Source organism: Dysgonomonas sp. 37-18 (genome assembly GCF_001899125.1).
GTDB lineage: Bacteria > Bacteroidota > Bacteroidia > Bacteroidales > Dysgonomonadaceae > Dysgonomonas.
The window spans coordinates 1-23,662 of record NZ_MKVC01000034.1 but is presented as its reverse complement, the minus strand read 5'-3'; the positions used below and the strand labels follow the sequence as shown (position 1 = coordinate 23,662).

Sequence of the window (23,662 nt, the reverse complement as noted above, 5' to 3'; positions counted from 1 at the left end):
TATAGATTACCAACCTGTATTCTGTTTCATATTCTTATTGTTACGCATCTCCGCAGTAGGTATAGGCCATAAATTGTATTTAGGATATGTCTTTAGCTTTGTTTGAAATAAAACGGACTCTTGGCCATAGGTTTCACGTCTATATCCATAAAATGCAGAACCATTAGGCATCGTTTTTTCATAATCTTTCCAACGCATATAATCCCACATGAGTACGTTCTCTGCCAAAAGTTCAACTTTCCTTTCGTGCTTGATTATTTCTCTTATCTCACTTGGGTCTGAAGACACTATTGCCGGCATGCCAACTCTATCACGGACTGCATTCACGTAAAACAGTGGAGTTTTCCCAAGAGGATCAGATATACCCGCCTCATTCAACGCTTCTGCGTAAAGCAGTAGCATATCCGAGTAACGAATTAATGGGAAATTATTTTCACTATTTCCATAGTAATAAACAGGATTAAAATTCGTCGGGTCAACTAATTTCTTAAAAGAGTAGGCATCATTGTCTCTGTCCGGGGAAAAAGTTGCATTTGCAGGTTCCCAAAACTCTCCTGTTCGTGATATTGTGCCTCCCGTAGTGCTAATTGTTGGATGAAAGAAAGTTGCTGTCAAGCGTGGGTCACGATTCGTAAACTCATTTAGGGGATCATATTTTGCACTTTTGCCGAGAAGCGGACTACTTAGATTTTTGGTATTTCGATATTTATTCATGTCAGCAAATTGTATTCCATTGGCCTGCCATCCATCAGTACATTCAAATAAGTCGATACAAGCCTGAGTCGCTTGAAGTGCCTTCCACCCTGTTCCTGCAAAGCATGTACTAATATTATTGGGGCGTTTATCGGCAATAAATTGGTCGGAAAATATGATTTCTTTATTTTCTTTTCCTTCGTTAGCCGCCCAGAATATCTCATTAAAATTATTGACCAGATCTGAATTTTTCTCATATAATTCAAATTGACCACTCCCTACAATTTGTGACAAAGCATCTACTGCTGTTTGGTAATGCTCTGTTTTTCCATAGTATCCTGCATAATGTAAAGCAGCTCGAGCGGCATACGCATTAGCTACGTGTTTGAATATCCGTCCGTGTGCATCATCCGATTGTGTTTCCGGTAACTCATCCGCAGCTAATTTGAGTTCAGATAAAACAAAATCCATTACTTCCGTTGCAGGTGTACGTGAGGGTAAAGCATCAGTTCCAAGTGTTTCTTTTACAAGTGGTACATCTCCATATCCCTGTACCAAGCGTAGGTAACAAAAAGCTCTAACAACACGCGCCTGTCCACATAAGTTTTTGTATTCATCATCTGTCATTAGGTTTTTTACTTTATCTACATTTTCGAAAAAATAGTTCGCGTACCTAATATATTGATATTTTTTGCTCCAAAATGCATATATCCAACCATTATCGGAATTCATCGATCCGTCGGAAAACGGCATAAGTCCGAATTCCCATGAGTTCCTTAAATAGATCAGGTCTGTACACACATCAAGATATGGAGCACCACCGGGGCTCCAATATCCGCCTCCATCTAATTCGTAGAAACATTCATACAATCCGTTCACTGCATATTCGGCATCACTGGCTCTTTCCCAATAGGCAGCTTCCGATAATTTGTCTAATGGACCTTTGTCTAGAAAATCTTCGCAACTTATCAATAAGATGGTGCATAGCAAAGTTGTTAAATAGATATATTTTTTCATGTTTTCTGTTTTTTAAAATTGTAGATTTAAGCCAAATGAATATACTCGTAAAGTAGGATATATATCTGTTCTCATATCTCCCTCCGGGTCATAGCCTTTGAGAAAATCAGGAGCTATCGTAAACAGATTTGTTCCTGAAACATAAAACCGAAGATTTTGTATCCCTATTTTGGATAAGACAGGTTTGGGCAGATTATACCCAATTTGCAGGTTTTTTAACTTGACATACGACGCATTTTTGATCCAGAAACTGGATAATACATCCGTATTATGTGTATACTGCCTTCTCAGTCGAGGATAAAGAGCATCTGCATTTCTGTTTTCTTCTGTCCATCTATCAAATTTGTTTGTATCGGAAGATCCATAAGTTCCGGTAGAACGGGTTGCTCCATCCATCATTTTATCTACATCAAACGCTCCTTGAAAGAAAATCTGAAAATCGAAGGCTCGATAACCCAGATTCAGATTAAGACCGAAATTCTTTTTAGTATTCCAATTACCTATTTTTACAACATCCATATAATCTATACGCCCGTCTCCATTTTGATCTTTGTATTGTAAATCTCCTAAATCTACGTATGGCGATACATTTTCAATCTTTTTGTACGCCGACAATGTAGCTTCGTCATTAATGATACCTAAACATTCATAGCCGTAATAATTCCCGAAATCATCACCGGGTCTGTATTCGGTACTAAAAGCAGAAGCCCTATTTTTCAGATCAACAACCCAACTGTTCCATGCAGTGAATGAAAGACGAGCATCATAGGTAAAATCTTTTGTAAGATTGCCTCGTGTGCCAACAGAAATATCAAAACCATGACTGGCAACCTTCCCTGCATTGACGGTTTGTGATGAGCTTGAAGATCCTATAACTGTAGATATAGGGATTGTTAGTATAATATCATCGGTATTTTTTTTCCAAAAATCGACTTCAAAGGTGTACTTGCCGTTTAAGAAACTACCATCTAATCCTGCATTATAAAATGTAGTCGTTTCCCAAACCAGTTCTCTGTTTTCGGGATCAGAAGGCCTCGTCCCAAAAACTTGATTCCCATCAAAATTGTAATATGGTCCTGAATCTATACCTCCAAACCATAAGTACAGGCCTACCTTTTCTGCATTGCCTAGTTGTCCCCACGACACTCTGGGTTTCAGTTTATCTATAAATGTGATGTCCTTCATAAAGTTCTCTTTGTTAATGTTCCATCCAAGAGAAAGAGAAGGAAAGGTTCCCCATTGTTTTGACGGAGCAAAACGTGATGATCCATCGTGACGAAAATTGGCCTCAAATAAATATCTGTCGTCGTATGCATAATTCAATCTGCCAAAAAAAGATGCAAAAGCCCATTGGTCTGCACCACCGGCATTTGTCTGAGTTGATGCATCCCCTGCATTTAATTCCTGCAAAGACTCATTAATGAAATTCTTTCGATAACCTTGAATATAATCGCTCCGAAAACTTTCAGTGGAGAAACCTGCTAAAACCTTGATATAGTTTTTATTAATTGTTTTTTCATAATTCACGGTCGTCTGAAAATCGTATTTATACTCTTTTGTCCATCTTTCTGATAGATTAGCAGGTCCCGATTGACCAACAGATTGTGTCAGAGGATTCCATGCTATCCAACTACGGTTATATTCCTGGCTGTCACTCTGAGAATGTTGATAAGTCCCTTGTACTTTTACCGTAAGATCATTAATTGGTCTGTAACTTAAACCGCCCGATGTATTGAAAGTATGCCAATATAAATCACGAGGACCATATTCCGTTATATTTTGGACAACATTGGATGCATCAGACAAATGCGCTCCATTCGCAAAGATTGTATTACCCCAATGACCATCCTTATAGCGAACGGGAATGGTTGGAGAGGTAGTTAATACAACATTGAATATATCAGCGAGGCCTCCGGATATCTGATTTGTACGGATATAGTTGGTATTAAACTGGAACTGAATACGATTTGTTATATCACTGACTATATTTGCTCTTAAATTTATACGGTTCCTTTTGTCTATTTCTTTCACCATACCGTCTTGTTGCATATATTCACCCGAAACATAATACCTACCCAATTGGCTATTTCCACTAACACTGACATGATTTGTGTAAATTGGGGCTATATCCCTAATTCCTTCTTTTTTCCAGTTTGTGTTAGCATGCAAATCATCAGTAACTCCGTGCCTGAACATTTCCATATCGTGAATGCTAAAAATCGGATATTTGTTTCCCTTATTTGATCCGACAGCCTCATTTCGGGCAATCTCATTTATCATAGATGCATATTGATATGAGTTTAACCTATCAGGAAATTGTGCTAACGTTTGCAAACCTATATAGGAATTGAGTTGTACAACTGGTTTTGTGTCGCCGCTGCGTCCTTGCTTCGTTGTTACCAAAATAACACCATTGGCCGCTCTTGCTCCATAAATGGCTGCCGCTGCCCCATCTTTTAAGACTGATATTGCTTCAATATCGTTTGCCGGAATTTGATTTAAATTTGCGGTGGGTACACCATCGACAAGGATCAGAGGAGAAGTGTCTCCGTCAATAGTTCCTTTTCCCCTTAAGAGTAATGTAGGCGACGAATTAGGGTCTCCTGTGGCTTCAGTTACGGTAAGCCCCGCAATCCGTCCTTGTAGAGCCGAATAAATGTTGGGACGGGGTACATTTGTTATTTCATTTGGATTCAGGGTAGTTATGGCGGCTGTCATACTTGATTTTTTTTGCGTTCCATATCCTACGACTACCACCTCATCTAACAATTTATTGCTTTCGGATAGGGATACGTTGATAATAGTTTGGGTGCCAACAATAATTTCTTTTGGCTCATAACCCAAATATGAAAACACAAGAGTATCATTATCCTTTTTCACTTCGATAGTGTATCTCCCATCAATATCGGTTATAGTGCCAATTGTTGTTCCTTTGACGTTTACAGTGACTCCAATTAAAGGTTCTTTCGTATCGGAAACAACACCTTCTACCCTTCGTGATCTGTCCTGAGCTATTGAATGGCTGACAAAGATGATAAGTAGAAACACTAATGTCATCAATCTATTCAAACCTAATCGTTCATTTTTCGGTCTTTGCTTGTTTTTCATGTTCTATCACTTTTTTGAGGATTAGTAATTTTTTTCTTAGATTTAGTTGTTTATATTATTTTTCAAGAGATCATTTAATACAAGAGCCCATATTGCATATGCTTCGGCAGTCAGGTGAACACCGTCTGTGGTGTATTCATCTTTCAATCCGTTTTCATCAGATAGCTGTTGGTTCAGGTCTATATAAAAAATGGAATTTTCTTTGCAGTATCTTGTCAACACTTCATTCATTTTGTCGATCCGTTTATTCATTTCTTTATCGCCACGTACATGAAGAGTCAGTTGTACTATTGGTTTTATACGGTGAGACGATAACATTTCGATAATTTTGATTTGGTTTTGATAAATCAAAGACGGAGGTAAATCATTGAATAAGTCATTAATACCTGCCATCATAAAGCATACTTTAGGTTTTGGAGCTAAAACGCAAAGATCTATATACCACAACATTTGCCCCGAAGTATAACCTCCCTGGCCGGCATTTCTAACATCCTGTCTTTTTAATAATTTATTCCAGTCGGCACCTGCAGTGATTGAATTGCCAAGCATTACTATCTCAACGGTTTTGGGGGATTTTCTCAATATATCTTTTATACCTTCACTAACGAGGTTCTCCATAGTCGTTTTGGGGGCTGTATATCCCGATTGCAGTAGGAAATAATTGTTTATCTGATTTCTTATATTTGTGACAAAAAGCTCCTGCCCTCTTGGGTTTAATATCATAGAATCAATTGTCAACGTTTTATCCAATTCTCCGTTTATCAACATACTACTATCAGCCGAAAAGCATGGAATTTCATTCTGGATTGCTACATCTTCAATAAGTCGGTTCAAGGATTGTATTTTCATATTAATTACCGGATATCCCGATACCGGAAGAATTTTTATGATGATGGGCTTTATATCATGTTCTTTCAAACGATTGATTAAATGTTGATACGCATTTATTATTGTGGGAAACGGTACTTGCAATAATATGTCTGGAAGTCCACCAGACACAATGCAATAGTCCGGCTTATAGCGATATAAGCGCTCTTGCATGTTCCAATCATATTGTTTGACTAGAAAATTCTTTACACTCGGATTAATAACCTCGTATGAGTCTAATGCTTTTGTCCAATCTATATTGTACGCATCTCCATTGACAAGAACTCCAATTTTAGTACTCCCGTCAGAAGATTGTGCTCTGGTTTCCGTTCCCAACAGTATAATTGAGACGAAGCCTATAAGTAACATTATAAATCTATTCATTTTCTATTTTTTATTTAATAGCCCATTTATCTTGCCACATTATCTCAAATTTATTATTCTCAAATTCGACAGGCAACCAGACATATCTGCCATCAATTGCATTCTGGGGTGTCCATCGATCGCCCATGTAGATAAATGTATTTTCCTTGTTTTGTACGGGAAGAATGAATGTGCTTTGTGAATCAAATGTCGTTTCCTTGGTATCATTAATACACGGGTTCCCCAGTTCTGTCCATTGTCCGAGAATTGAATCGGATATTGCCGACCGAGCCTGATTCGGATCCCAACCGGTACACCCCGACATCATCATGTAATACTTCCCATCTTTTTTAAAGATAGCTGGAGCTTCCATAAAACGTCCGGAAAAATTACGAGTATAAATTCCACTATGGCTTAAATAATCATCTGACAAAAGAGCAATGTGGAGTGTACTATTTTCCTCAGACGAATATATATGGTATGCTTTTCCATCTTCATCCACAAAAAGAGTCATGTCTCGAGCCATTTGTCCTTTTTCAAAATCGCGCTTTACGATATTCATCGAATCAGGACTTTCCGGTAAATAATTGCCGGGGAAATTTATCCCTTCTGCTTTACTCGGCTTATTTTTCAAGTATTCGGGATAATCTACAGGCCAGCAACCAGCATTAGGTCTTACAGCCTTGATAAACTTATAAGGACCTGAAACGTTTTCGCTGACGGCCACTCCGCTCAATGCGCCCTTATATCCATTACCTTTAGGTTCAAGATGAAACCACATCACGTATTTGCCGGTTTTCTTGTTCTTTATTACCTTTGGACGTTCAAGGATACACCCTTTTTCAATATCGCTGCCAGAGTTTTCTTCATCTACAGAGAGAACTATTCCTTCATCTTTCCAGTTGTAAAGGTCTGTCGATGAATAACAATGTACACCCACATTAGCCATATTCCCGCTTTCCCCTTCTGTTTTATGTTCGCCAAACCAATAGTATTTACCATTGTCAAAGAGGATTCCCCCTCCATGGGCATTGATGTGTACGCCATTATCATCAAGCCATAATTCACCAGGAGTGAATGATGTATATTTTGACATATTTTGGCAAGAGAATACTACTAATGAGCATAGGATCAGTATTAGTAATTGTGCTTTTCTCATAGAACGCTTATTTTATTGTTGATAGAAAAAGGTATTCGGTTTTTCAACGACAGACTTTTTAAAGCCTCTCTGTTTATTTGTTTTGACATTGACGCAATCCACCGCGCTTATTTCAGCATCAAAATCTCCCTCGTATGAGTTATCTGTTATTTCTACAGTCTGGCAATTTTGAATATCTATAAATGATAATCCTTTATAGATTGGCTTATAGTCTTTTGTTTGAAAAAACTTGTTGTTCTTAATTTCAAGGCTCTTAACGCTTAAAGCGTATATGACTTGAGAGTCGAATGTTTTGACGATATTATCTTCAAATACAATTTTTCCATGATAATAACCATCCTTCCGGTTTTCCTTTGGTATTTCCGGAGATATTTGTAATACCGATTGAGGTGCTTCTCCGCCTTTACCAATATTTACAAATGTATTTCCTCTTATTACAACATCGCCAACGTTTCCTGATTCGAACCAGCTATTGGCATCTCCAGCTATCAATATACCGGCCATCATGGAGTCGAAATAATTATTTTCAATAAGAACAGGCTTCGAGGTAGAAATAAGAATACTTCTTGCTCTATTATTTCTTACCGTGCAATTTTTCATTTCGACAGAGGCAACTCCAGATAAGTTTTCAACTGCCATATTTCCGTTTTCGGGAAAACTTTCCAATTTGTCTGCTGAATGAATGAGATAATAATTGTCGTTGATTTTTTCGATTTCTTTTACCCTGAACACCTGTTGTGGTTGTAAATTATTTCTGTAAATTATTCTTAATGTATCTCCTTCTGACGCAAAATCAAATCCTTCCTGCTGATAATGGCCAAATGCTACGGCAATGCAATGATCCGAAATGCTTTTTCTTATTGGCATATAAGTTCCATGCACATTTGTTGCATCGTCCAACATATTCTCAAATAAGCAATTATCGAACTTGATGAGTCCTCTACAGTTGACAAAATGAGAGGCATCGGCTGAAGCAGAAATAATTCTTCCCGAGTTTTCCCTCAGTTTTACATTATAATTATCCAGAGATATATTTTCACTATTTTCGCCTATCAGAGCCATTCCTCCTGACATATATACATTCACATCTTTTAGAATAACATCGGATGATGAATGAATGATTATACCTGGAAAAGTTCTATTTTCACCATGTGGACCTTTGTCTGTATATATACTGCCAACAGGAGGAACCTCTTCCGAATTGAATCCAAGAAGTCTTACACAGTTATCGCCTAAGTCTTTAGCTTGTAGTTCGGCCGGCCACCAAAGATGCGAATATTTTGAAGTATAATAGTAAGGAGCCCTTGTTTTTGGATCGAATACTATGTTTTCACCTAATGCCTTTTCCCACTTGTATCCTCCAAAAAACAGTCTGGCTCCTCTTATTCTATAATCTGTATTAGAACTGACCTTTATATCTATACTTTTTTCTTTTTCATTATTTGCAATTACCTCTCCTTCAAATATGAAGGATTTATCATAATCGAGACTGATACCCGATAACGTAACATTTCTACTATTTTTAATATAAAACGGAACTATTTCGCCATGAAAAACAAATTCGGAGTTTTGTCCTTTTATCTCGACCCTTCTCTTCGAATCTAATAAGAATGCAACTCGTTTATATCCATTGTCATTGTTGGAAACATTAATATAAAGTCCATTAGCTTCTTCAGGATAGAAATGATAACTCCCCTTTTCAAATTCGAGAATTAAATCAGATTCTGGAGTATTCTCTAAAGCTTCACGAACCTGAGATGTATAGTCTGTCTGATTTGTGTTAGGTATTCTTATAGTTTGCACTTCCTGAGCGTAAAAGTAATTTACGATCAACAGACAAGTTAAAACAATGGAGGCTATTCTCATTTATATTATGATTTAAGATTTTATGGTCAATGTGATTTATGTTGACAAATGTATCAGCATATTAAGTAAATGTGGAAGAATAATGATTTTTAATATTATTGCAATTATCGCGAACAAGCATTACGAACAAATAGATAGTTAAACTGAACATTTACATACATAGCTGTAGCTGTAATATACAATACTTATCTTATCTTTATATTTTAAGAATCAGTACTATATATTATTACCTGTGCTATATGAAAAAACACATACTACTTTTAGTTCAATTTATATTTATACCGATTTGTTTGGTAGCGACTAATGGAAATGTTATAAAAAACTATTTCCAAATAAGTAAAAGTGAAGGTTTAAGTAACAATAGTATCAATATAGTCGCTGATGATATTTATGGAAGAATATGGGTAGGAACTTTCTCAGGACTTGAGATATACGATAGCCAGAGACTTTATCATCCCGAAATTTTCCGAGGAATTAAGATCGCCGGATTATTGGATGTAGGCACCCAGATGCTTATCACTACAGATAGAAACGTTATGCTTTATAATTATAAAACAGGGGTTTTTGAAGAATTAAAATTCGAAGAAAATGGTATAAAGCATACCAGTTCTATTATAAGTCATAATAATACCACAATAATTGTAAGTGACCGAAATATATATAAACTAGAAAATGATAAAGTAACCCTATTAAAGCAAGTTCCTTATTATTACAAAAAAGTAATTATCGATAAATATGGAAGCCCTTGGGCACTATATAATAAGGGCATTCATCAGTTAGATAAAGATTTCAATCTGATTCAACAATATACACTAATTAATACAAATTCCTCTTTAATCAATGAATCATGTATCTTTCCGGATTCGAACGGAAGCATATGGGTTGGGACTGAAAAGGATGGATTATATAGATATAATAGAGCAATTGATAAATTCCAAAAAGAGAATTTGAAAAATCTGTTCGGTATCAATGAGATTGAAAATATAGGCAGTATTAATGAAGATGATTTCTCCCGTTTATGGATTGGGCATAATAGTGGAATTGCGGTGTATGATTATAGCAACAATGACCTGAAAGATTATATGTTAGAAAATAGTTCTGGGATAATAGAAAATACAACAGTGACTGATATTTATAAAACTAAAAATAATCACATGGTGGTTGGAACTTATTTTTCCGGTTTGTTTTACATCAATGAGCTCATTTCACCGTTTGAATTTTATAATTTCTCAAATAAGAACAAAGAAGATCGCGGAATTGCGGTAAACGGGATATTAGAGGATATGAATGATCAATTATGGATAGCAACAAACAGAAGCGGAATAAATGTTATTGATCGAAAAGGCGATATAATAAGGCAAGTGAATCAGTATTCAACCGGTATCAATAATAATATTGTATCTATTCAGGAAGACTCCTCTGGTAGTATATGGGCCGGGGCATTATCAAACGGCTTATATAAAATCGATAAAAATGGTCACATATCTCATTATTTAAGCAATCCGAATGAGCCAAACTCAATATCAGGCAATACTATCTATGGCCTGCGGCTATTAAACCAAGATAGCCTTATAATTGCGACAAATAAAGGGGTAGATATTTATTCTTTCTTAGACAAATCATTTTCAAATATAATATCCACTCAGGATGTTGATTTTGCCTTTTACAACATCCATATTTATGGCAACTATGTTTATATTATAGATGCTGGTTTTATAGTTATCTTTAATAGGAAAGACAAGAAGGTGACGAAGCATAATTTGAATGATATTTTCCCTGACATTCGAATTCTTTCGAGTATTGTCACGAGTAAAGGCAATCTGTTGTTAGGCACTAATAAAGGGCAAATAATCCAGTATAAGGACAATTCTGCAGAACCATACTTAATGGATAATGAACAAATGAACGGATCTATAGTGGGACTGCAAATAGATCGTAATGGTAATATATGGGCTGCATCGGGGAATTATTTATTTTGTATTAAACCAAACAAAGATGTGAAAAAAATAAATTTAAATTGGGGAATGGGGAAAAATGAGTTCAATGTACGATCGAGTTTTTCCGACAAAGATGGGATAATATATTTTGGGACAACAGATGGATATGTAAAGTTTAATCCTCAAAAAATAATCGATTATGAGTCTCAGGTGCCTCAATTATATATAGTTAATTTTAAGATATTCAATAAAATAGTAAATACGAATGACGATCTACGAATACTGACTCAACATATAGACAACACTACCCAAATTAAGCTGAAAAATAATCAAAACTTCATATCATTTGAAATATCTCTTATAGACTTTAGCTTAAGTAAATATCCTTATTCTTTAAGATACAAATTAAATAATTTTGAAGAGAATTGGAATGAAGTTAATTCCAGTTCGAACGAGATTTCATACACCGGACTTCCGCCCGGAAAATATACTCTTATAATACAACTATTGACCGATAAACAGATATCATATGAGAAAAAGATAGAAATAATCATAACGCCCCCTTTCTATTTGAATTGGTATATGATTCTCGTTTATATTTTACTGTTTTCTATTGTTATATACACAATATATAGGCAGATATACAAACAAAAAATAGCAAAAAAGATGCTTGAGGAGGCGAAGGAAGAACAAGAAAAGTCGGAAAAAATAAATTCATTAAAGCTCGATTTCTTCACTTATATATCTCACGAATTTAAGACGCCCCTATCTATTATATCGACACTACAGGATGAGATTGTATCATCTGTTCAGAACGAGAATGTAGAAGTGGATATATTCAAACGCAATGTTAAACGTCTAGAATATTTGATAAGTCAATTAATAGAGTTCAGAAGCATCGAATCGCAACATAAACCAATTAAATATACAAAACTCAGTATCGTTTCTTTTATTCAGGAAATATCAAAAGCCTTTATTCCATTATGCAGAAGTAAAAATATAAAATTCGACTTTCTTGCCGAATTAAATGAGTTTGAAATGATTCTTGACGCGGAAAAGGTGGAGATGCTCATTGGTAATCTGCTGGTTAATAGAATAAAACACACACCTACCGATGGCCTTGTATATCTGAAAATAACAAAAGAAGGTGAAATGTTGAGAATGGATATTTTCAATTCAGGTGAATGTCTTACAGAAGAACAAAAACAGATTATTTTTGAACCATACAACAGAATGTATTCTTCAGATAATTACGCAAATAGTGGGGTCAGTTTGGCTATTGTAGATAGTATAGCTAAATTATTAAATATAAAACTATCCATTATATCTGTCGATGGCCGGGGCGATATATTTAGGGTGGAAATACCTTTTAGGCTAAATGAGAATATCGAAATTACCGAAGAAAAGATTAAGACTGACGTCATACAAGAAATTATAGATAATACCATTTATACCGAAAGCCATAATTCAACAGAATTAGATTCGAATAATGAAAAATCTGAATACAGAATATTAATTGTTGAAAATGATCATGATACAAGAACAATTCTGAAGAAAAAACTAGAAAAATACTATCAGGTATTTTTGACATCCAAAACGAAAGACGCACTTCTCATAATGAAATCCCAGAATATAGACTTACTAATATCAGATGTCCATATGCCAGAGATCAATGGCTACGATTTATGCAGTATAGTAAAACAAAATGAAAAGACAAAGCATATTCCTGTTGTTTTGATAACATCAGAATCCTCAACTGAATCAAAAATAAAAGGTTTCCAATCTGGAGCTGATGTGTTTCTACAAAAGCCGATCAACATTCAGGAACTTTTGCTGAGATTAGATAATATACTAAGGCACAAAGGGGTATTACGGAAGTATTATTCTGACTTAAAAATAGATAATGTTGATTCGGAATACCTAAACAATGAAGATGAGATCTTTTTAAAGAATATTTCAAATTTCATATACAATAATTTAGACAATGCAAATTTATCAGTTCAACAATTGGCAAATTACGCCAGTGTTGGACGGACGCAATTGTATTTGAATATAAAGAAAATAGCTGGATGTACTCCGTCTCACTTCATTTTGAATATTAAAATGAAAGAAGCAAAAAAAATGCTTCTATCTACAAAATTAACAACATCGGAAATATCAGAAAAATTAGGATACAAAAAGCCAAATCATTTTAGCAAACAGTTTAAAGATTTCGTTGGACAAACCCCATCAAAATTTAGAGGATAGTTGGAAGAAGCCTATTAAGCAAGTTGGATCTAATCTTTTTTTTGTGCTAACTCTTCTTCCACAATCTGTTTTACATCCAATTTTATTTGTCGATAATTCTCTTCGATTTGTGTGTTCATCGTATCTAGACCTTCTTCATTGATAAAATTAGTTAGAACAGGGATTTTCTGGTAAGTTTCTGTTTCAGTAGCTACTTTAGCATTATCTATAACAATCTCTGCATGAAATATCTTTTGTTCAATCCGCTCATTAAAATTATCAGAAACCGCGCCAACAAACATCCCTTGAGTCAGATTTGATATCTTACTGGCGGGGATTAAGCTATCCATCTGCGTGGAAATTGAAGTTGACTTATCCTGTCTATTGATGGTCATGGATTGACGTTTTTGCAAAACTTTTCCAAATCGATCAGATAGAGTCTTAGCTGACTCACCCACCACCTGTCCCGAGAATATGTTTCCTACTGTATTTTGCACCACCTTTGATTCTTTATCACCATAGTCTCTATTAAGTTGTGAGAAATCCTGAAATCCGAGACAGACAGCGACTTTATTGCTTCGGGCAGTTGCAATCAGGTTATCCAGCCCTCGAAAATAGATCGTCGGCAACTCGTCGATGATAACAGATGATTTGAGTTGTCCTTTTTTGTTAATCAACTTCACAATACGGCTATTGTATAAACCCAGAGCGGCCGAATAAATATTCTGACGGTCGGGGTTATTCCCGACACAAAGTATCTTCGGCTCTTTTGGATTATTAATATCCAAGGTAAAATCATTGCCGGTCATTACCCAATAGAGTTGGGGGCTTATCATCCGGGAAAGTGGAATCTTCGCTGATGCTATCTGTCCCTGTAACTGATCTTGTGCTCCTCCTTGCCATGCATCCATAAAGGGAGACATGTAGTTCTCGAGCTCAGGATAAGAACTCAATATCGGAAAAATATCCTCGTATTTCTTGTTCAGGAACTCAATAGCATGTGGAAAGGTACAATATTTCCCGTCTTTATAAATTTTCAAATACCAGATAATAGCCGCCAATAAGATAATGGGCGATTCCACAAAAAAGTCGCCCTGCTTCTGAATCCAGCTCTTATTCAGGTTTAACATAATCGTATATGCACTTTCATATGCGTCTGAGATGTCTGTCATAAACTCGGGAGCTATCGGGTTACATCGGTGGCTTTTCGCCGGATTGTCAAAATTAATCACATAAAATTTCGGTTTGATTGCATATTTATCCATGTTTTTCAACAGTTCATTGTAAGCGATAGTTGAAAGGTCGTCAAACTTATAGTCATACAGATATAAGGCAAAGCCTTTGGCTATTTGCTGTTTAATAAAGTTATTGACCACAGCGTAGGATTTTCCCGATCCCGGAGTTCCCAATACAATCGTTGCCCGAAACGGGTTGACGACACTGATCCAACCCTTATTCCATTTCTTTTTGTAATAAAAACGTGTAGGTAGATTAACTGAATACTCATTTTCAATCAGGCGTGTTTCCTGCATAAAGGATTCGTTCTCCACATTAAAGACATCATCCATCAGGTTGTTCTTTAATAAGCGGCTCATCCATAAACCTGCCATTAGTAGTAAGATATATCCAATTGTCATTGTTGTGATGTAAAAAGCAGTATTGGCGATTAATGGCAATGGTAAGGCCAGTAACCACCAATTAAGGAAGAAAAAGATGAAACCCAAAAACAGAAAAACAAGTATTTTACTCCACGTGATTTTTTCTTCCTTTACCCCTTTTGTTCCCAAACAGGACAATGCCAAAAATATAACTGCGAATAGTTTTGTCCACAAGATATTAGAAAACAACCCTGCCGTATTCTGAAAATTGAGTAATATTTTATCGACTACTCCGATATTAATACCCATCTCCCGAATGGATTGATAACAGAACCAATAGATATTGATTACCACAAATAATATACTGATGGCTCTCATGAATTCCATCACTTTGGCGAGTCCTCTTAAATCGTCTTCTTGTTGCATAAGATAATAATTTGTTAATGAGATAATATGCCAATGTGCCAATGAAGTAAGCACATTAGCAAATGAGTTAAATTGAAAATTTATAATTTCGGTCCGCGAGGCTTGCGTTTCTTGAGTTTCATCCGATTGGTAAAAGCAATTTCTTCGTAATTATCGCCATGCTGCTCCATTGCAAAGAGTCCGACAGAATCGAGAGTGTTGTCCTGAGTATGAGAATAACTATCTTCAAAATCTTTGCTTCTGACTTCCGTTTCCAAATGATTGTTATTCCTATTTTCGCAGAACAGATTATGAAAGGCGTTTGCCGAAAACTCTTTCCCCATCCGTGAACCGTTGAATACCGCTTTCTCCTGATGGTCGATAAAGGTTGCCCCGTAAATACGGCCTTCATCATTTTTACGAAACAGGACGGCAATATCATTTTTTGCCAGTTCTTTCTCAAATTGCTTTTGAGAGGGTTGTTTTTTGAGCAAAACAGCAACAATATTTCGTGTACGGTTATAGGCTTTCTTATCTTTCAATAACTCTTTGGACGAGCTAATCTTCTTTTGCAAGGCATTGTAACCGACATCCCGACCAATCAAGGATGCTTTGAATGGATTACCGACCTTTTCTCCATTCTTGTTCAAAGCCGAGTACACCAATCCGTTATAGGCTTTGCTCCGAACCTCGCCTTTGACTTCCTCTATTGTTATGCCATATATGTTAAGCAATGCCCGATACTCATTGATGCTTTGGAAACGATAATCTCGTATCAGAGCTTTGGCGATATTGGAAACTTGCTTTTTGATATTGCCGTCTTTGATATTTACAGGTTTTAGAGGCAGGATATTTGAGCTCTTTTGTCTCTCGGCAGGGATGAGATTGTATTTCTGCTCCAGTTTCTTTCGAATTTCATCCGAGCGTCTTTTCTCAAAAGAGTCATTTAGTTTCTTGCCGTTCTCATCTATCCGCACCGAAACGATATGCAGGTGGTGGCGGTCGATATCTTCGTGCTTATATACTAAATAAGGTTGGTTGCCATAACCCATCTTCTCCATATATTCTTGTGCAATATCGCTCAATTGACTGTCAGATAACCTGTCATCAGGATGAGGATTGAGGGATATATGTAGAATCGGTTTCTCCGTTCGCTTGTTGGCTGCCAGATAAGGCTCGAAAGATTTTATATTCAGAAACATGTTGTGTGAGCCATCTACATCCTGAATAATACGATTGGAGAAAAGATCCTTTCCCTCGTCTTGATCCACTTTCTGCTGATTGTAAGACAAAGCCCCGAAAAGGGAACTACCGACATTGATTTTAGCCACCATAGTTCTGTAAATATTTATCCTTAAATTCGGTCGTAAGGGCAATAACCTTTTGGTTTAACTGAGCCAATTCGATGGTTGCCTGCTCTAATTTATAGAGAAAAGCGAGTGCTTTTTTCTCAGTAAAGTTGGCATTGAGTGATCGTATAAGCTGGTTGTAGTTATTCGCAATACCCCGAAACTGACCAAAGAAAGTGGTTAAGCGCATGTAATAATCCTGTACACCCTTATCAATCTTTACCACTTTGAGAGGCTTATCAAAGATACAGGAGGTAATAAAATGAGCCATTGCAGTTTTACCTGACTGCTCAAAAAGAGATAGAAAACGGGACTCATCTGTCTGATTCAGATAAAATACATGTTTTCTTTTAGCCGGATCCTGCTTGGGAATACGTCCGGTTTTGCGTTGGTTTGTTTTTTCCTTTTCATTCATAATAACTTGGATAATTAGAGGAGGTACAGCCTCTTTTGTTTTACATGTGCTACCATAACTGAGTAGCCGTTACTTTACATTCTATCGAGAACAAAAAATCTTGCAACTTCGGCGCAAGATTCTCCCCCGACTTATCAAAGGAGTGGGCAAGATGGTTTCAAGTGCCTTGAAACAGTTTTGAGGGTACTCAAAACACATCTTGCCATTGTCTGACGACATTAAAAATCCGCATGAGTGCGGATTGCCATTGTAGCTAAAAGGGGATAACTTTTAGCTAATAGAATATGAGAGATGCAGATAAATGCAGATATTTCAATTCTGCCGTTCTGCTTCCTATATATACTATAAAAACCGAAAACTGTTCTTTCGGGGACAAAGTTAGAGGCTTAGTAATTAGCATGCTAATAATCAGAGGTAGACAATGAACGCCAAACACTGCCAAAAGGGAGGATTGGGACTATTGAATACAGAAAAGACTCAAATAAGCAGGTGTTTCTTCCCAAAAAAGACATTTGAATATGTTGATTTTGTATTTCCGGTCTCTTTATGAAATATAACTACAATAGTTGTTCCGATTTTCAGTAGAAAATGGCAAAAAACAGATACCTTTTTTCGTGGTTATTTTGCCAAAAAGCAGTTATTCCAGAATGGATTTTCCTTGAATATTTTTCTCCCCTTATCATTAATAGACTACCAAACAAGCGCCAAACACTGCCACACACTTTGAAAATGAGTGTTTTATGAAATCTTTATTATTTATTTGCCAAACGATTGATTCGGATAACCATTTCATTAGAGAAAAATTAAAGTATAGCTCTCAATAAATGAATAAGCAATTTGTCGAATAATAGCCTATCCGGATTAGCGGAGAAGCACTGATGTGGAAACTTACTTATGTTGAAAAGTCGTGAAGTCAGAACGTTCGTCTTTATATCAGCGAAAAACCATGTAGGCATATTGCTACTGAATCAGATATGACCGGATACAGGTATACAGATAATTACAACATTATATCCTTTTATAAACTGATAGCCCATTGAGTTCGGATATAGATATAGGCTGCTATACCGATAAACTGTATTGGCTATTTATCAAACTAAATATAAATTGTTTTAACTAACTAATTATTTATCAAATGAAAGAAAAGAAGACTTTATTAGTTGCCTTTTCCACACAGAAGGGTGGAGCAGGCAAAACTGCCCTGACCGTATTGATGGCCGGATATTTCCACTATGTCAAAGGATATAATGTGGGAGTAATAGACTGTGACCTCCCACAGTTTAGCACCTATAATATGCGGGATCGAGATCGAAAAATTGTAACTACCATCGACCACTACAAACTGATGGCTTTCAATCAGCTGAAGACATTGAATAAGAAGCCGTACCCAATTCTTAAAAGTTCACCTGTCGATGCCATTACAGCAGCCGAGAGAATGATAAAACAATCATCAGAGGATTTGGATATACTCTTTTTCGACTTACCGGGTACACTTAACAGTGAGGGTGTAATTAAAACCCTGTCTATGATCGATTTTATTATTGCCCCTATTACTGCCGACCGAATGGTATTGCAAAGCTCCCTTGAATTTGCATCCTTGATCAATGACAATGTTATTTCTACAGGAAAGAGCAATATACAAGGTCTGTACCTTGTCTGGAATCAGGTAGATGCCCGCGAGCGAACCGATCTGTACGATACCTTTAACACGCTTATCGGCGAACTGGGGCTACAAGTTCTAAAAACGTCCATACCTGACAGAAAACGTTTCCGGCACGAATTGACGGAAGAGATCAGACCCGTCTTTCGCAGTACCCTGTTCCCTGTTGATAAGCAATTGATAAAAGACACTAATCTGGATCTGCTGGCCGATGAAATAGAGGAACTGATAAAACTAAAAGCGTATGGCGAAGAAAGATAATATCATTCGTCGTGTGGAGGGTATCGATGAGAAACAGCTTTTGGAATCGATGGTTGATTTCGGCAGACCGGAAAGTAAAACGGAGACAGCATCCGTTGAAAAAGAAATAAGAACAGAAGAAGAGGATCAATGTGCAGAACCTGAACCGGAAGAGCGGAAGGTCACAACAAAGCCAAGAGTCGGAAGTGGCTATCGTTCAACCTTTCTGCAACCGAAAGAATTAAAAACCAGGCAATGTGTTTATATCAGTCAGGACCTACATGAAACAATTCTGGCAATAGTCAAGGAAATAGCCAATAAAAATATGACTGTCGGTGCTTTTATAGATACTGTTATCAGACAGCATTTGGAAGATAATAAGCAGGAGATAAATTTCTTGTATAAAAAGAAAAGAGACGATTTAATAAAATAAAACGAAAAACAAAAATGGAAAACTTACATCAAAGCCAACAGACCGTTAAGCAGGGACAATCAGAACCTGTTGCTTCGGATAAACCCGAATACCGGTCTGCTTTTATAGAAAGATCTACTGAACAGATACCTCAACGTAAATGTGTATATATTAAAGCAGACTTGGTTGACATAATCAGCCGTCTGGCTGCCGTCAAGCCAGGACTAAAAATGTCGATAGGTGCTTATATCAGTACTGTTTTGGAGCATCATTTAGAATCCCATAGGGAGGAAATAGAACACTATTATAAAGAGAATATACCTAATACCTTACTGTAATGGAAATATTATTATTGCTTATATCAGTATCTGCACTGATTGGAGGACTTATAGTCTTAAAACAGCTCAAGATCTACAGGCGTACTCCTTTAAATATAAAAGAAGTAGAAGATGGGTCTGTGGATATACCATCTGATCATCGAAATATATCCATTTCACAAAAGAGAGAACAGGCAGACTACGAGTCGCTTTTCGTTAAAGTGACTCCAGTTACTGGGAGAAAAGAAAAAATAACCTATTTGCGGAGCCAGTTTTATAAGAAGATACAGAATATCATTCTTTGTTATGACAATCCAAACTTATCAGTGTTCGGATATATAGATACGGTGCTGTCTCATCATTTTGAAATGTATGAGTCCGATATAAAGGAAATACTCAAACCAAAGATAGATGAATAATATTTAGATAAATATGGTACAAATAATAGTCGTTATCGCTTCCGTCTTGTTGGGTATGATCCTTTATCCGATTTTGGTAAAGAAATGGAAACAGTTTGTCGATTGGTTGCATTTAATTACCTACGGAAAATCAGAGGAAGAAATAGCTGAAAAACCTAAAAGGATAACCACCGAAGAGGATAAAATAGCTTCAATTTTGGGTAAAAGTAAATTTAACCTACGCCAATCAACGCCAAACACTGCCACGGATTTGAAAAATGAAAATCCTATTGAAAAAGAATCTACATTTGTCCCTCCGGCGAAAGATGAGGCTGAAAAGTTCGATATAGATGTTCCTTTGGATAAGGTCGAATATTTGTCGCAAGAAGAATTTGATGCGGAGTGTGAACAGGAGGAACTGGAAGGTGAATATGATGCAGTACTGGCCAGCGGAGCCAGTTATGAGGAATTAGCTCATACAAATCGGACCATTGCTGATAAACAGGCTTCCGTTACTGATAAAGATGAGGCCGGGCGTGTACTCTATGAGAATAAGCAAACGGAAATGATTGAGCAAGTGATAGCCAACGGAGCGGAGATATCCAAGACTATCTCGACACTGATCGATGTTCATCTGGCTATGTGTGCTCGGCGTTTACAAGGAGATAATGAAATAGTTTATCCAAAAGATTTCAAAGATTTTAATATAGACAGTATATTCTAAGACCAGCAAAATGATATGCCTATGGAGAAATAACCGGGACAAAAGAGTTTCTGCACTCTAAAAACGGATTTAGCAGACGATGTGAATAAAACGGTCTACTTGTCGTAGACTGTATAAAACAAAAGAGGCTGTGCCTCCACTAATTATCCAAGTTTAACCCGCCGTAAGTGACCATCCAATCCTCACGGCAATTAAGAACAAAAAACGTATGAAGAAAAGACTTTTATTTTCAGCAGCTATACTCTTGGCTGCTACCACAAGCATTTTCGCCCAAGGCAACGGTATGCAGGGGATTACAGATGCTACGAATATGGTAACCAGCTATTTCGATCCCGCTACCAAACTGATTTATGCTATCGGAGCAGTTGTCGGACTTATCGGAGGGGTAAAAGTGTACTCGAAGTTCAGCTCAGGTGATCCGGACACCTCGAAAACGGCTGCTTCGTGGTTTGGAGCGTGTATATTCCTGATTGTAGCAGCCACTATTCTCCGTTCATTCTTCCTATAAGAGTCCCTTTAGTCCCCCGAAAGGGGGAAAGTGGAATCTTACATAAGTTCAATAATTATTAAAATTAAGAAGAATGGAATATAGTATCAACAAAGGAATTGGAAAACCTGCCGAATTTAAAGGACTCAAATCGCAGTATCTTTTTATTTTCACAGGCGGGCTATTGGCTGTATTTATTGTCTTTGTGATTATGTATATGATCGGGATCAGTCACGTTATTTGCATCGGATTCGGAGTCGTTACTGCCGGAACATTGGTCTGGGGTACATTCCATCTGAATGAAAAATACGGAGAGTTTGGCTTGATGAAAGTTCAGGCTGTTCGTAATCATCCGCGATACATTATCAATCGCAGACATATTATACAGCTGGTTACCCGTATCAAAAGAAAGGAGGAGCTATGCGAAACAATTTAAGTGCAGTGACCTTAGAGAGCAAGTTTCCCCTGCTGGCAGTAGAGCATGATTGCATCCTGAGTAAAGATGCAGATATTACTGTAGCCTATCGGGTGGAACTGCCAGAACTCTTTACCGTGACCTCTCCCGAGTATGAAGCGATTCATGCTTCATGGGCAAAAGCTATGAAGGTATTGCCTAACTACAGTATCATTCATAAACAAGATTGGTTTGTGGAAGAAAAGTACGAACCACAAGTGCAAAAAGAAGACATCAGTTTTCTGTCTCGTAGTTTCGAGCGACACTTCAACGAACGCCCCTTTCTGAATCACACCAGTTATCTCTACCTGACCAAGACCAGTAAAGAACGCGCCAAGCAACAAAGTAGCTATACAGCACTTACGCGTGGTTTTATCGTTCCCAAAGAGATGCAAGACAAAGAGCTGGCGCAGAAGTTTTTAGAATCCGTTGGACAGTTTGAACGGATTATTAATGATTCGGGATTTATCAAATTGGTGCGACTGACTACCGATAAGATTGTCGGGACAAAAGAGGAGGCAGGAATTATCGAAAAGTATTTCTCCTTGTCGCAGGAAGATACCACTTGCCTAAAAGATATGGCACTCGGAGCAGGCGAAATGAAAGTCGGTGATAACTATCTCTGCTTGCATACCCTGTCGGATGTGGAAGATCTGCCGGGCAAAGTAGAAACAGATACCCGCTATGAACGGCTCTCTACTGACCGAAGTGACTGTCGCCTTTCCTTTGCGGCTCCTATCGGTGTATTGCTGACCTGTAACCATATTGTGAATCAATATATTTTTATTGATGACCATACGGCCAACCTGAAACAGTTTGAAAAGCAGGCTCGTAATATGCACTCACTTTCAAGGTATAGTCGTGGAAACCAAATCAATAAACAGTGGATCGAAGATTACCTGAACGATGCCCACAGCTTTGGTTTGACTTCCGTGCGTTGCCATGTCAATGTGATGGCATGGAGCGAGGACAAGGAAGAACTCAAACGCATTAAGAACGATGTAGGTAGTCAGTTGGCTCTGATGGAATGTAAGCCCCGACATAATACCGTTGATACGCCGACCTTGTTCTGGGCAGGTATTCCGGGTAATCAAGGCGATTTTCCGAGTGAGGAATCGTTCTATACTTTTATCGAACAGGCTCTATGCTTTTTTGTAGAAGAAACAAACTACAAATCTTCGCCATCGCCTTTCGGTATTAAAATGGTAGATAGGGTAACGGGTAAGCCACTTCATGTGGATATATCCGACTTACCGATGAAGAAAGGAATCATTACCAACCGAAATAAGTTTGTGTTAGGGCCTTCGGGTAGTGGGAAGTCTTTCTTTATGAACCACCTCGTTCGCCAATACTGGGAGCAGGGCACGCACGTCGTTCTGGTCGATACGGGTAATTCCTATCAGGGATTGTGTGAAATGATATGCAGCAAGACCAAAGGGGAGGATGGAATATATTTTACATATACCGAAGAAAAGCCTATTTCATTTAATCCCTTTTATACGGATGATGGCATCTTCGATGTGGAAAAGAAAGACAGCCTTAAAACCCTGTTGCTGACACTCTGGAAAAGCGAGGACGATAAAATTACCAAGACCGAATCGGGAGAGCTGGGTAGTGCCGTCGATGAGTACATCAAAATGATTCAAGGTGATCCGAGCATCCGTCCGAGCTTCAATTCCTTTTATGAGTTTATGCGGGATGTGTATAAAGCGAATATGGAGAACCGTGAGATTGAAGTGGGGAAAGAAGAGTTTAATATCAACAATTTTCTGACTACCCTCCGCCAATATTACAAAGGCGGCCGCTTCGATTTTCTATTGAATTCAGACAAGGAACTGGACTTGTTGAACAAACGCTTTATTGTCTTTGAAATCGACCAGATAAAAGGTGCGCCCGTCAAGGCAGCATAAGAAATGTCCTTTGGCAAGGACTAGGTAAGTGTTCTTTGAAAAACCTATCATCACTCG

16 protein-coding genes and 1 pseudogene are annotated in these 23,662 nt (G+C 37.3%); 9 read left to right on the top strand and 8 right to left on the bottom strand.

Going from position 1 to position 23,662, the window contains the following annotated elements:
* Positions 1-6 precede the first annotated feature (6 nt).
* From BGO84_RS13475 to BGO84_RS13455, 5 genes are read right to left on the bottom strand one after another with little or no spacing between them, the layout of a single operon-like run.
* A complete protein-coding gene (locus BGO84_RS13475) occupies positions 7-1,710 on the bottom strand; it encodes a RagB/SusD family nutrient uptake outer membrane protein (protein ID WP_291029897.1) in 1,704 nt (567 codons plus the stop codon).
* Positions 1,711-1,722: 12 nt separating this feature from the next.
* On the bottom strand, positions 1,723-4,818 hold the full coding sequence (locus BGO84_RS13470; protein WP_291029895.1) for a TonB-dependent receptor: 3,096 nt from the start codon (positions 4,816-4,818) through the stop codon (positions 1,723-1,725).
* Positions 4,819-4,860: 42 nt separating this feature from the next.
* On the bottom strand, positions 4,861-6,069 hold the full coding sequence (locus tag BGO84_RS13465) for an SGNH/GDSL hydrolase family protein (RefSeq protein ID WP_291029893.1): 1,209 nt from the start codon (positions 6,067-6,069) through the stop codon (positions 4,861-4,863).
* Between the two features lie 10 nt (positions 6,070-6,079).
* Positions 6,080-7,207, bottom strand: coding sequence for a glycoside hydrolase family 43 protein (locus tag BGO84_RS13460; RefSeq protein ID WP_291029891.1), 1,128 nt, complete (start codon positions 7,205-7,207; stop codon positions 6,080-6,082).
* A 12-nt stretch (positions 7,208-7,219) separates the two neighbouring features.
* Positions 7,220-9,073 (bottom strand): right-handed parallel beta-helix repeat-containing protein, encoded by a 1,854-nt coding sequence (locus BGO84_RS13455; protein ID WP_291029889.1) that lies wholly within the window; start codon positions 9,071-9,073, stop codon positions 7,220-7,222.
* 239 nt (positions 9,074-9,312) lie between these two features.
* Between BGO84_RS13455 and BGO84_RS13450 the strand changes: the two genes are divergently transcribed.
* Positions 9,313-13,257: a two-component regulator propeller domain-containing protein gene (locus BGO84_RS13450; protein ID WP_291029887.1), complete on the top strand. Its 3,945-nt coding sequence runs from the start codon at positions 9,313-9,315 to the stop codon at positions 13,255-13,257.
* A gap of 29 nt (positions 13,258-13,286) precedes the next feature.
* On the opposite strand, the gene mobC is transcribed toward BGO84_RS13450, so the two are convergent.
* The 3 genes from mobC to mobA form a co-directional block, all read right to left on the bottom strand.
* Positions 13,287-15,260 (bottom strand): conjugal transfer protein MobC, encoded by a 1,974-nt coding sequence (gene mobC / locus BGO84_RS13445; RefSeq protein WP_291029885.1) that lies wholly within the window; start codon positions 15,258-15,260, stop codon positions 13,287-13,289.
* Positions 15,261-15,340: 80 nt separating this feature from the next.
* Positions 15,341-16,573 carry a conjugal transfer protein MobB gene (mobB, locus tag BGO84_RS13440; RefSeq protein WP_291029883.1) on the bottom strand — a complete coding sequence of 411 codons (1,233 nt, stop codon included), beginning with the start codon at positions 16,571-16,573 and terminating at the stop codon, positions 15,341-15,343.
* Positions 16,563-17,003: a conjugal transfer protein MobA gene (gene mobA, locus BGO84_RS13435; RefSeq protein ID WP_291029881.1), complete on the bottom strand. Its 441-nt coding sequence runs from the start codon at positions 17,001-17,003 to the stop codon at positions 16,563-16,565. The genes mobB and mobA overlap by 11 nt, the downstream gene beginning before the upstream one ends.
* A gap of 1,135 nt (positions 17,004-18,138) precedes the next feature.
* Here mobA and BGO84_RS13430 point away from each other — a divergent pair.
* The 8 genes and pseudogenes from BGO84_RS13430 to BGO84_RS13395 form a co-directional block, all read left to right on the top strand.
* Positions 18,139-18,924, top strand: a complete 786-nt coding sequence (locus BGO84_RS13430) for a ParA family protein (protein ID WP_291029880.1) — start codon at positions 18,139-18,141, stop codon at positions 18,922-18,924.
* A complete protein-coding gene (locus BGO84_RS13425; RefSeq protein WP_291029878.1) occupies positions 18,908-19,336 on the top strand; it encodes a DUF3408 domain-containing protein in 429 nt (142 codons plus the stop codon). The genes BGO84_RS13430 and BGO84_RS13425 overlap by 17 nt, the downstream gene beginning before the upstream one ends.
* A 14-nt stretch (positions 19,337-19,350) precedes the next feature.
* Positions 19,351-19,653, top strand: coding sequence for a DUF3408 domain-containing protein (locus tag BGO84_RS13420; RefSeq protein ID WP_291029876.1), 303 nt, complete (start codon positions 19,351-19,353; stop codon positions 19,651-19,653).
* Positions 19,653-20,051, top strand: a complete 399-nt coding sequence (locus BGO84_RS13415) for a DUF3408 domain-containing protein (RefSeq protein ID WP_291029874.1) — start codon at positions 19,653-19,655, stop codon at positions 20,049-20,051. Before BGO84_RS13420 ends, BGO84_RS13415 begins: the two co-directional genes overlap by 1 nt.
* A gap of 13 nt (positions 20,052-20,064) precedes the next feature.
* On the top strand, positions 20,065-20,754 hold the full coding sequence (locus BGO84_RS13410) for a hypothetical protein (protein ID WP_291029872.1): 690 nt from the start codon (positions 20,065-20,067) through the stop codon (positions 20,752-20,754).
* 208 nt (positions 20,755-20,962) lie between these two features.
* Complete coding sequence (locus BGO84_RS13405) at positions 20,963-21,262, top strand: DUF4134 domain-containing protein (RefSeq protein WP_291029870.1); 300 nt, start codon at positions 20,963-20,965, stop codon at positions 21,260-21,262.
* Positions 21,263-21,335: 73 nt separating this feature from the next.
* Positions 21,336-21,677 carry a DUF4133 domain-containing protein gene (locus tag BGO84_RS13400; protein ID WP_291029868.1) on the top strand — a complete coding sequence of 114 codons (342 nt, stop codon included), beginning with the start codon at positions 21,336-21,338 and terminating at the stop codon, positions 21,675-21,677.
* Positions 21,662-23,581, top strand: a pseudogene (locus tag BGO84_RS13395) (TraG family conjugative transposon ATPase); the annotation flags it as partial. The gene BGO84_RS13400 and the pseudogene BGO84_RS13395, both read left to right, overlap by 16 nt.
* Positions 23,582-23,662 lie beyond the last annotated feature (81 nt).

Bases quoted from the DNA above. Each gene is read 5' to 3' on its own strand.
- BGO84_RS13475 (WP_291029897.1), bottom strand. From the start codon at position 1,710: ATGAAAAAATATATCTATTTAACAACTTTGCTATGCACCATCTTATTG.
- BGO84_RS13470 (WP_291029895.1), bottom strand. From the start codon at position 4,818: ATGAAAAACAAGCAAAGACCGAAAAATGAACGATTAGGTTTGAATAGA.
- BGO84_RS13465 (WP_291029893.1), bottom strand. From the start codon at position 6,069: ATGAATAGATTTATAATGTTACTTATAGGCTTCGTCTCAATTATACTG.
- BGO84_RS13460 (WP_291029891.1), bottom strand. From the start codon at position 7,207: ATGAGAAAAGCACAATTACTAATACTGATCCTATGCTCATTAGTAGTA.
- BGO84_RS13455 (WP_291029889.1), bottom strand. From the start codon at position 9,073: ATGAGAATAGCCTCCATTGTTTTAACTTGTCTGTTGATCGTAAATTAC.
- BGO84_RS13450 (WP_291029887.1), top strand. From the start codon at position 9,313: ATGAAAAAACACATACTACTTTTAGTTCAATTTATATTTATACCGATT.
- mobC (WP_291029885.1), bottom strand. From the start codon at position 15,260: ATGCAACAAGAAGACGATTTAAGAGGACTCGCCAAAGTGATGGAATTC.
- mobB (WP_291029883.1), bottom strand. From the start codon at position 16,573: ATGGTGGCTAAAATCAATGTCGGTAGTTCCCTTTTCGGGGCTTTGTCT.
- mobA (WP_291029881.1), bottom strand. From the start codon at position 17,003: ATGAATGAAAAGGAAAAAACAAACCAACGCAAAACCGGACGTATTCCC.
- BGO84_RS13430 (WP_291029880.1), top strand. From the start codon at position 18,139: ATGAAAGAAAAGAAGACTTTATTAGTTGCCTTTTCCACACAGAAGGGT.
- BGO84_RS13425 (WP_291029878.1), top strand. From the start codon at position 18,908: ATGGCGAAGAAAGATAATATCATTCGTCGTGTGGAGGGTATCGATGAG.
- BGO84_RS13420 (WP_291029876.1), top strand. From the start codon at position 19,351: ATGGAAAACTTACATCAAAGCCAACAGACCGTTAAGCAGGGACAATCA.
- BGO84_RS13415 (WP_291029874.1), top strand. From the start codon at position 19,653: ATGGAAATATTATTATTGCTTATATCAGTATCTGCACTGATTGGAGGA.
- BGO84_RS13410 (WP_291029872.1), top strand. From the start codon at position 20,065: ATGGTACAAATAATAGTCGTTATCGCTTCCGTCTTGTTGGGTATGATC.
- BGO84_RS13405 (WP_291029870.1), top strand. From the start codon at position 20,963: ATGAAGAAAAGACTTTTATTTTCAGCAGCTATACTCTTGGCTGCTACC.
- BGO84_RS13400 (WP_291029868.1), top strand. From the start codon at position 21,336: ATGGAATATAGTATCAACAAAGGAATTGGAAAACCTGCCGAATTTAAA.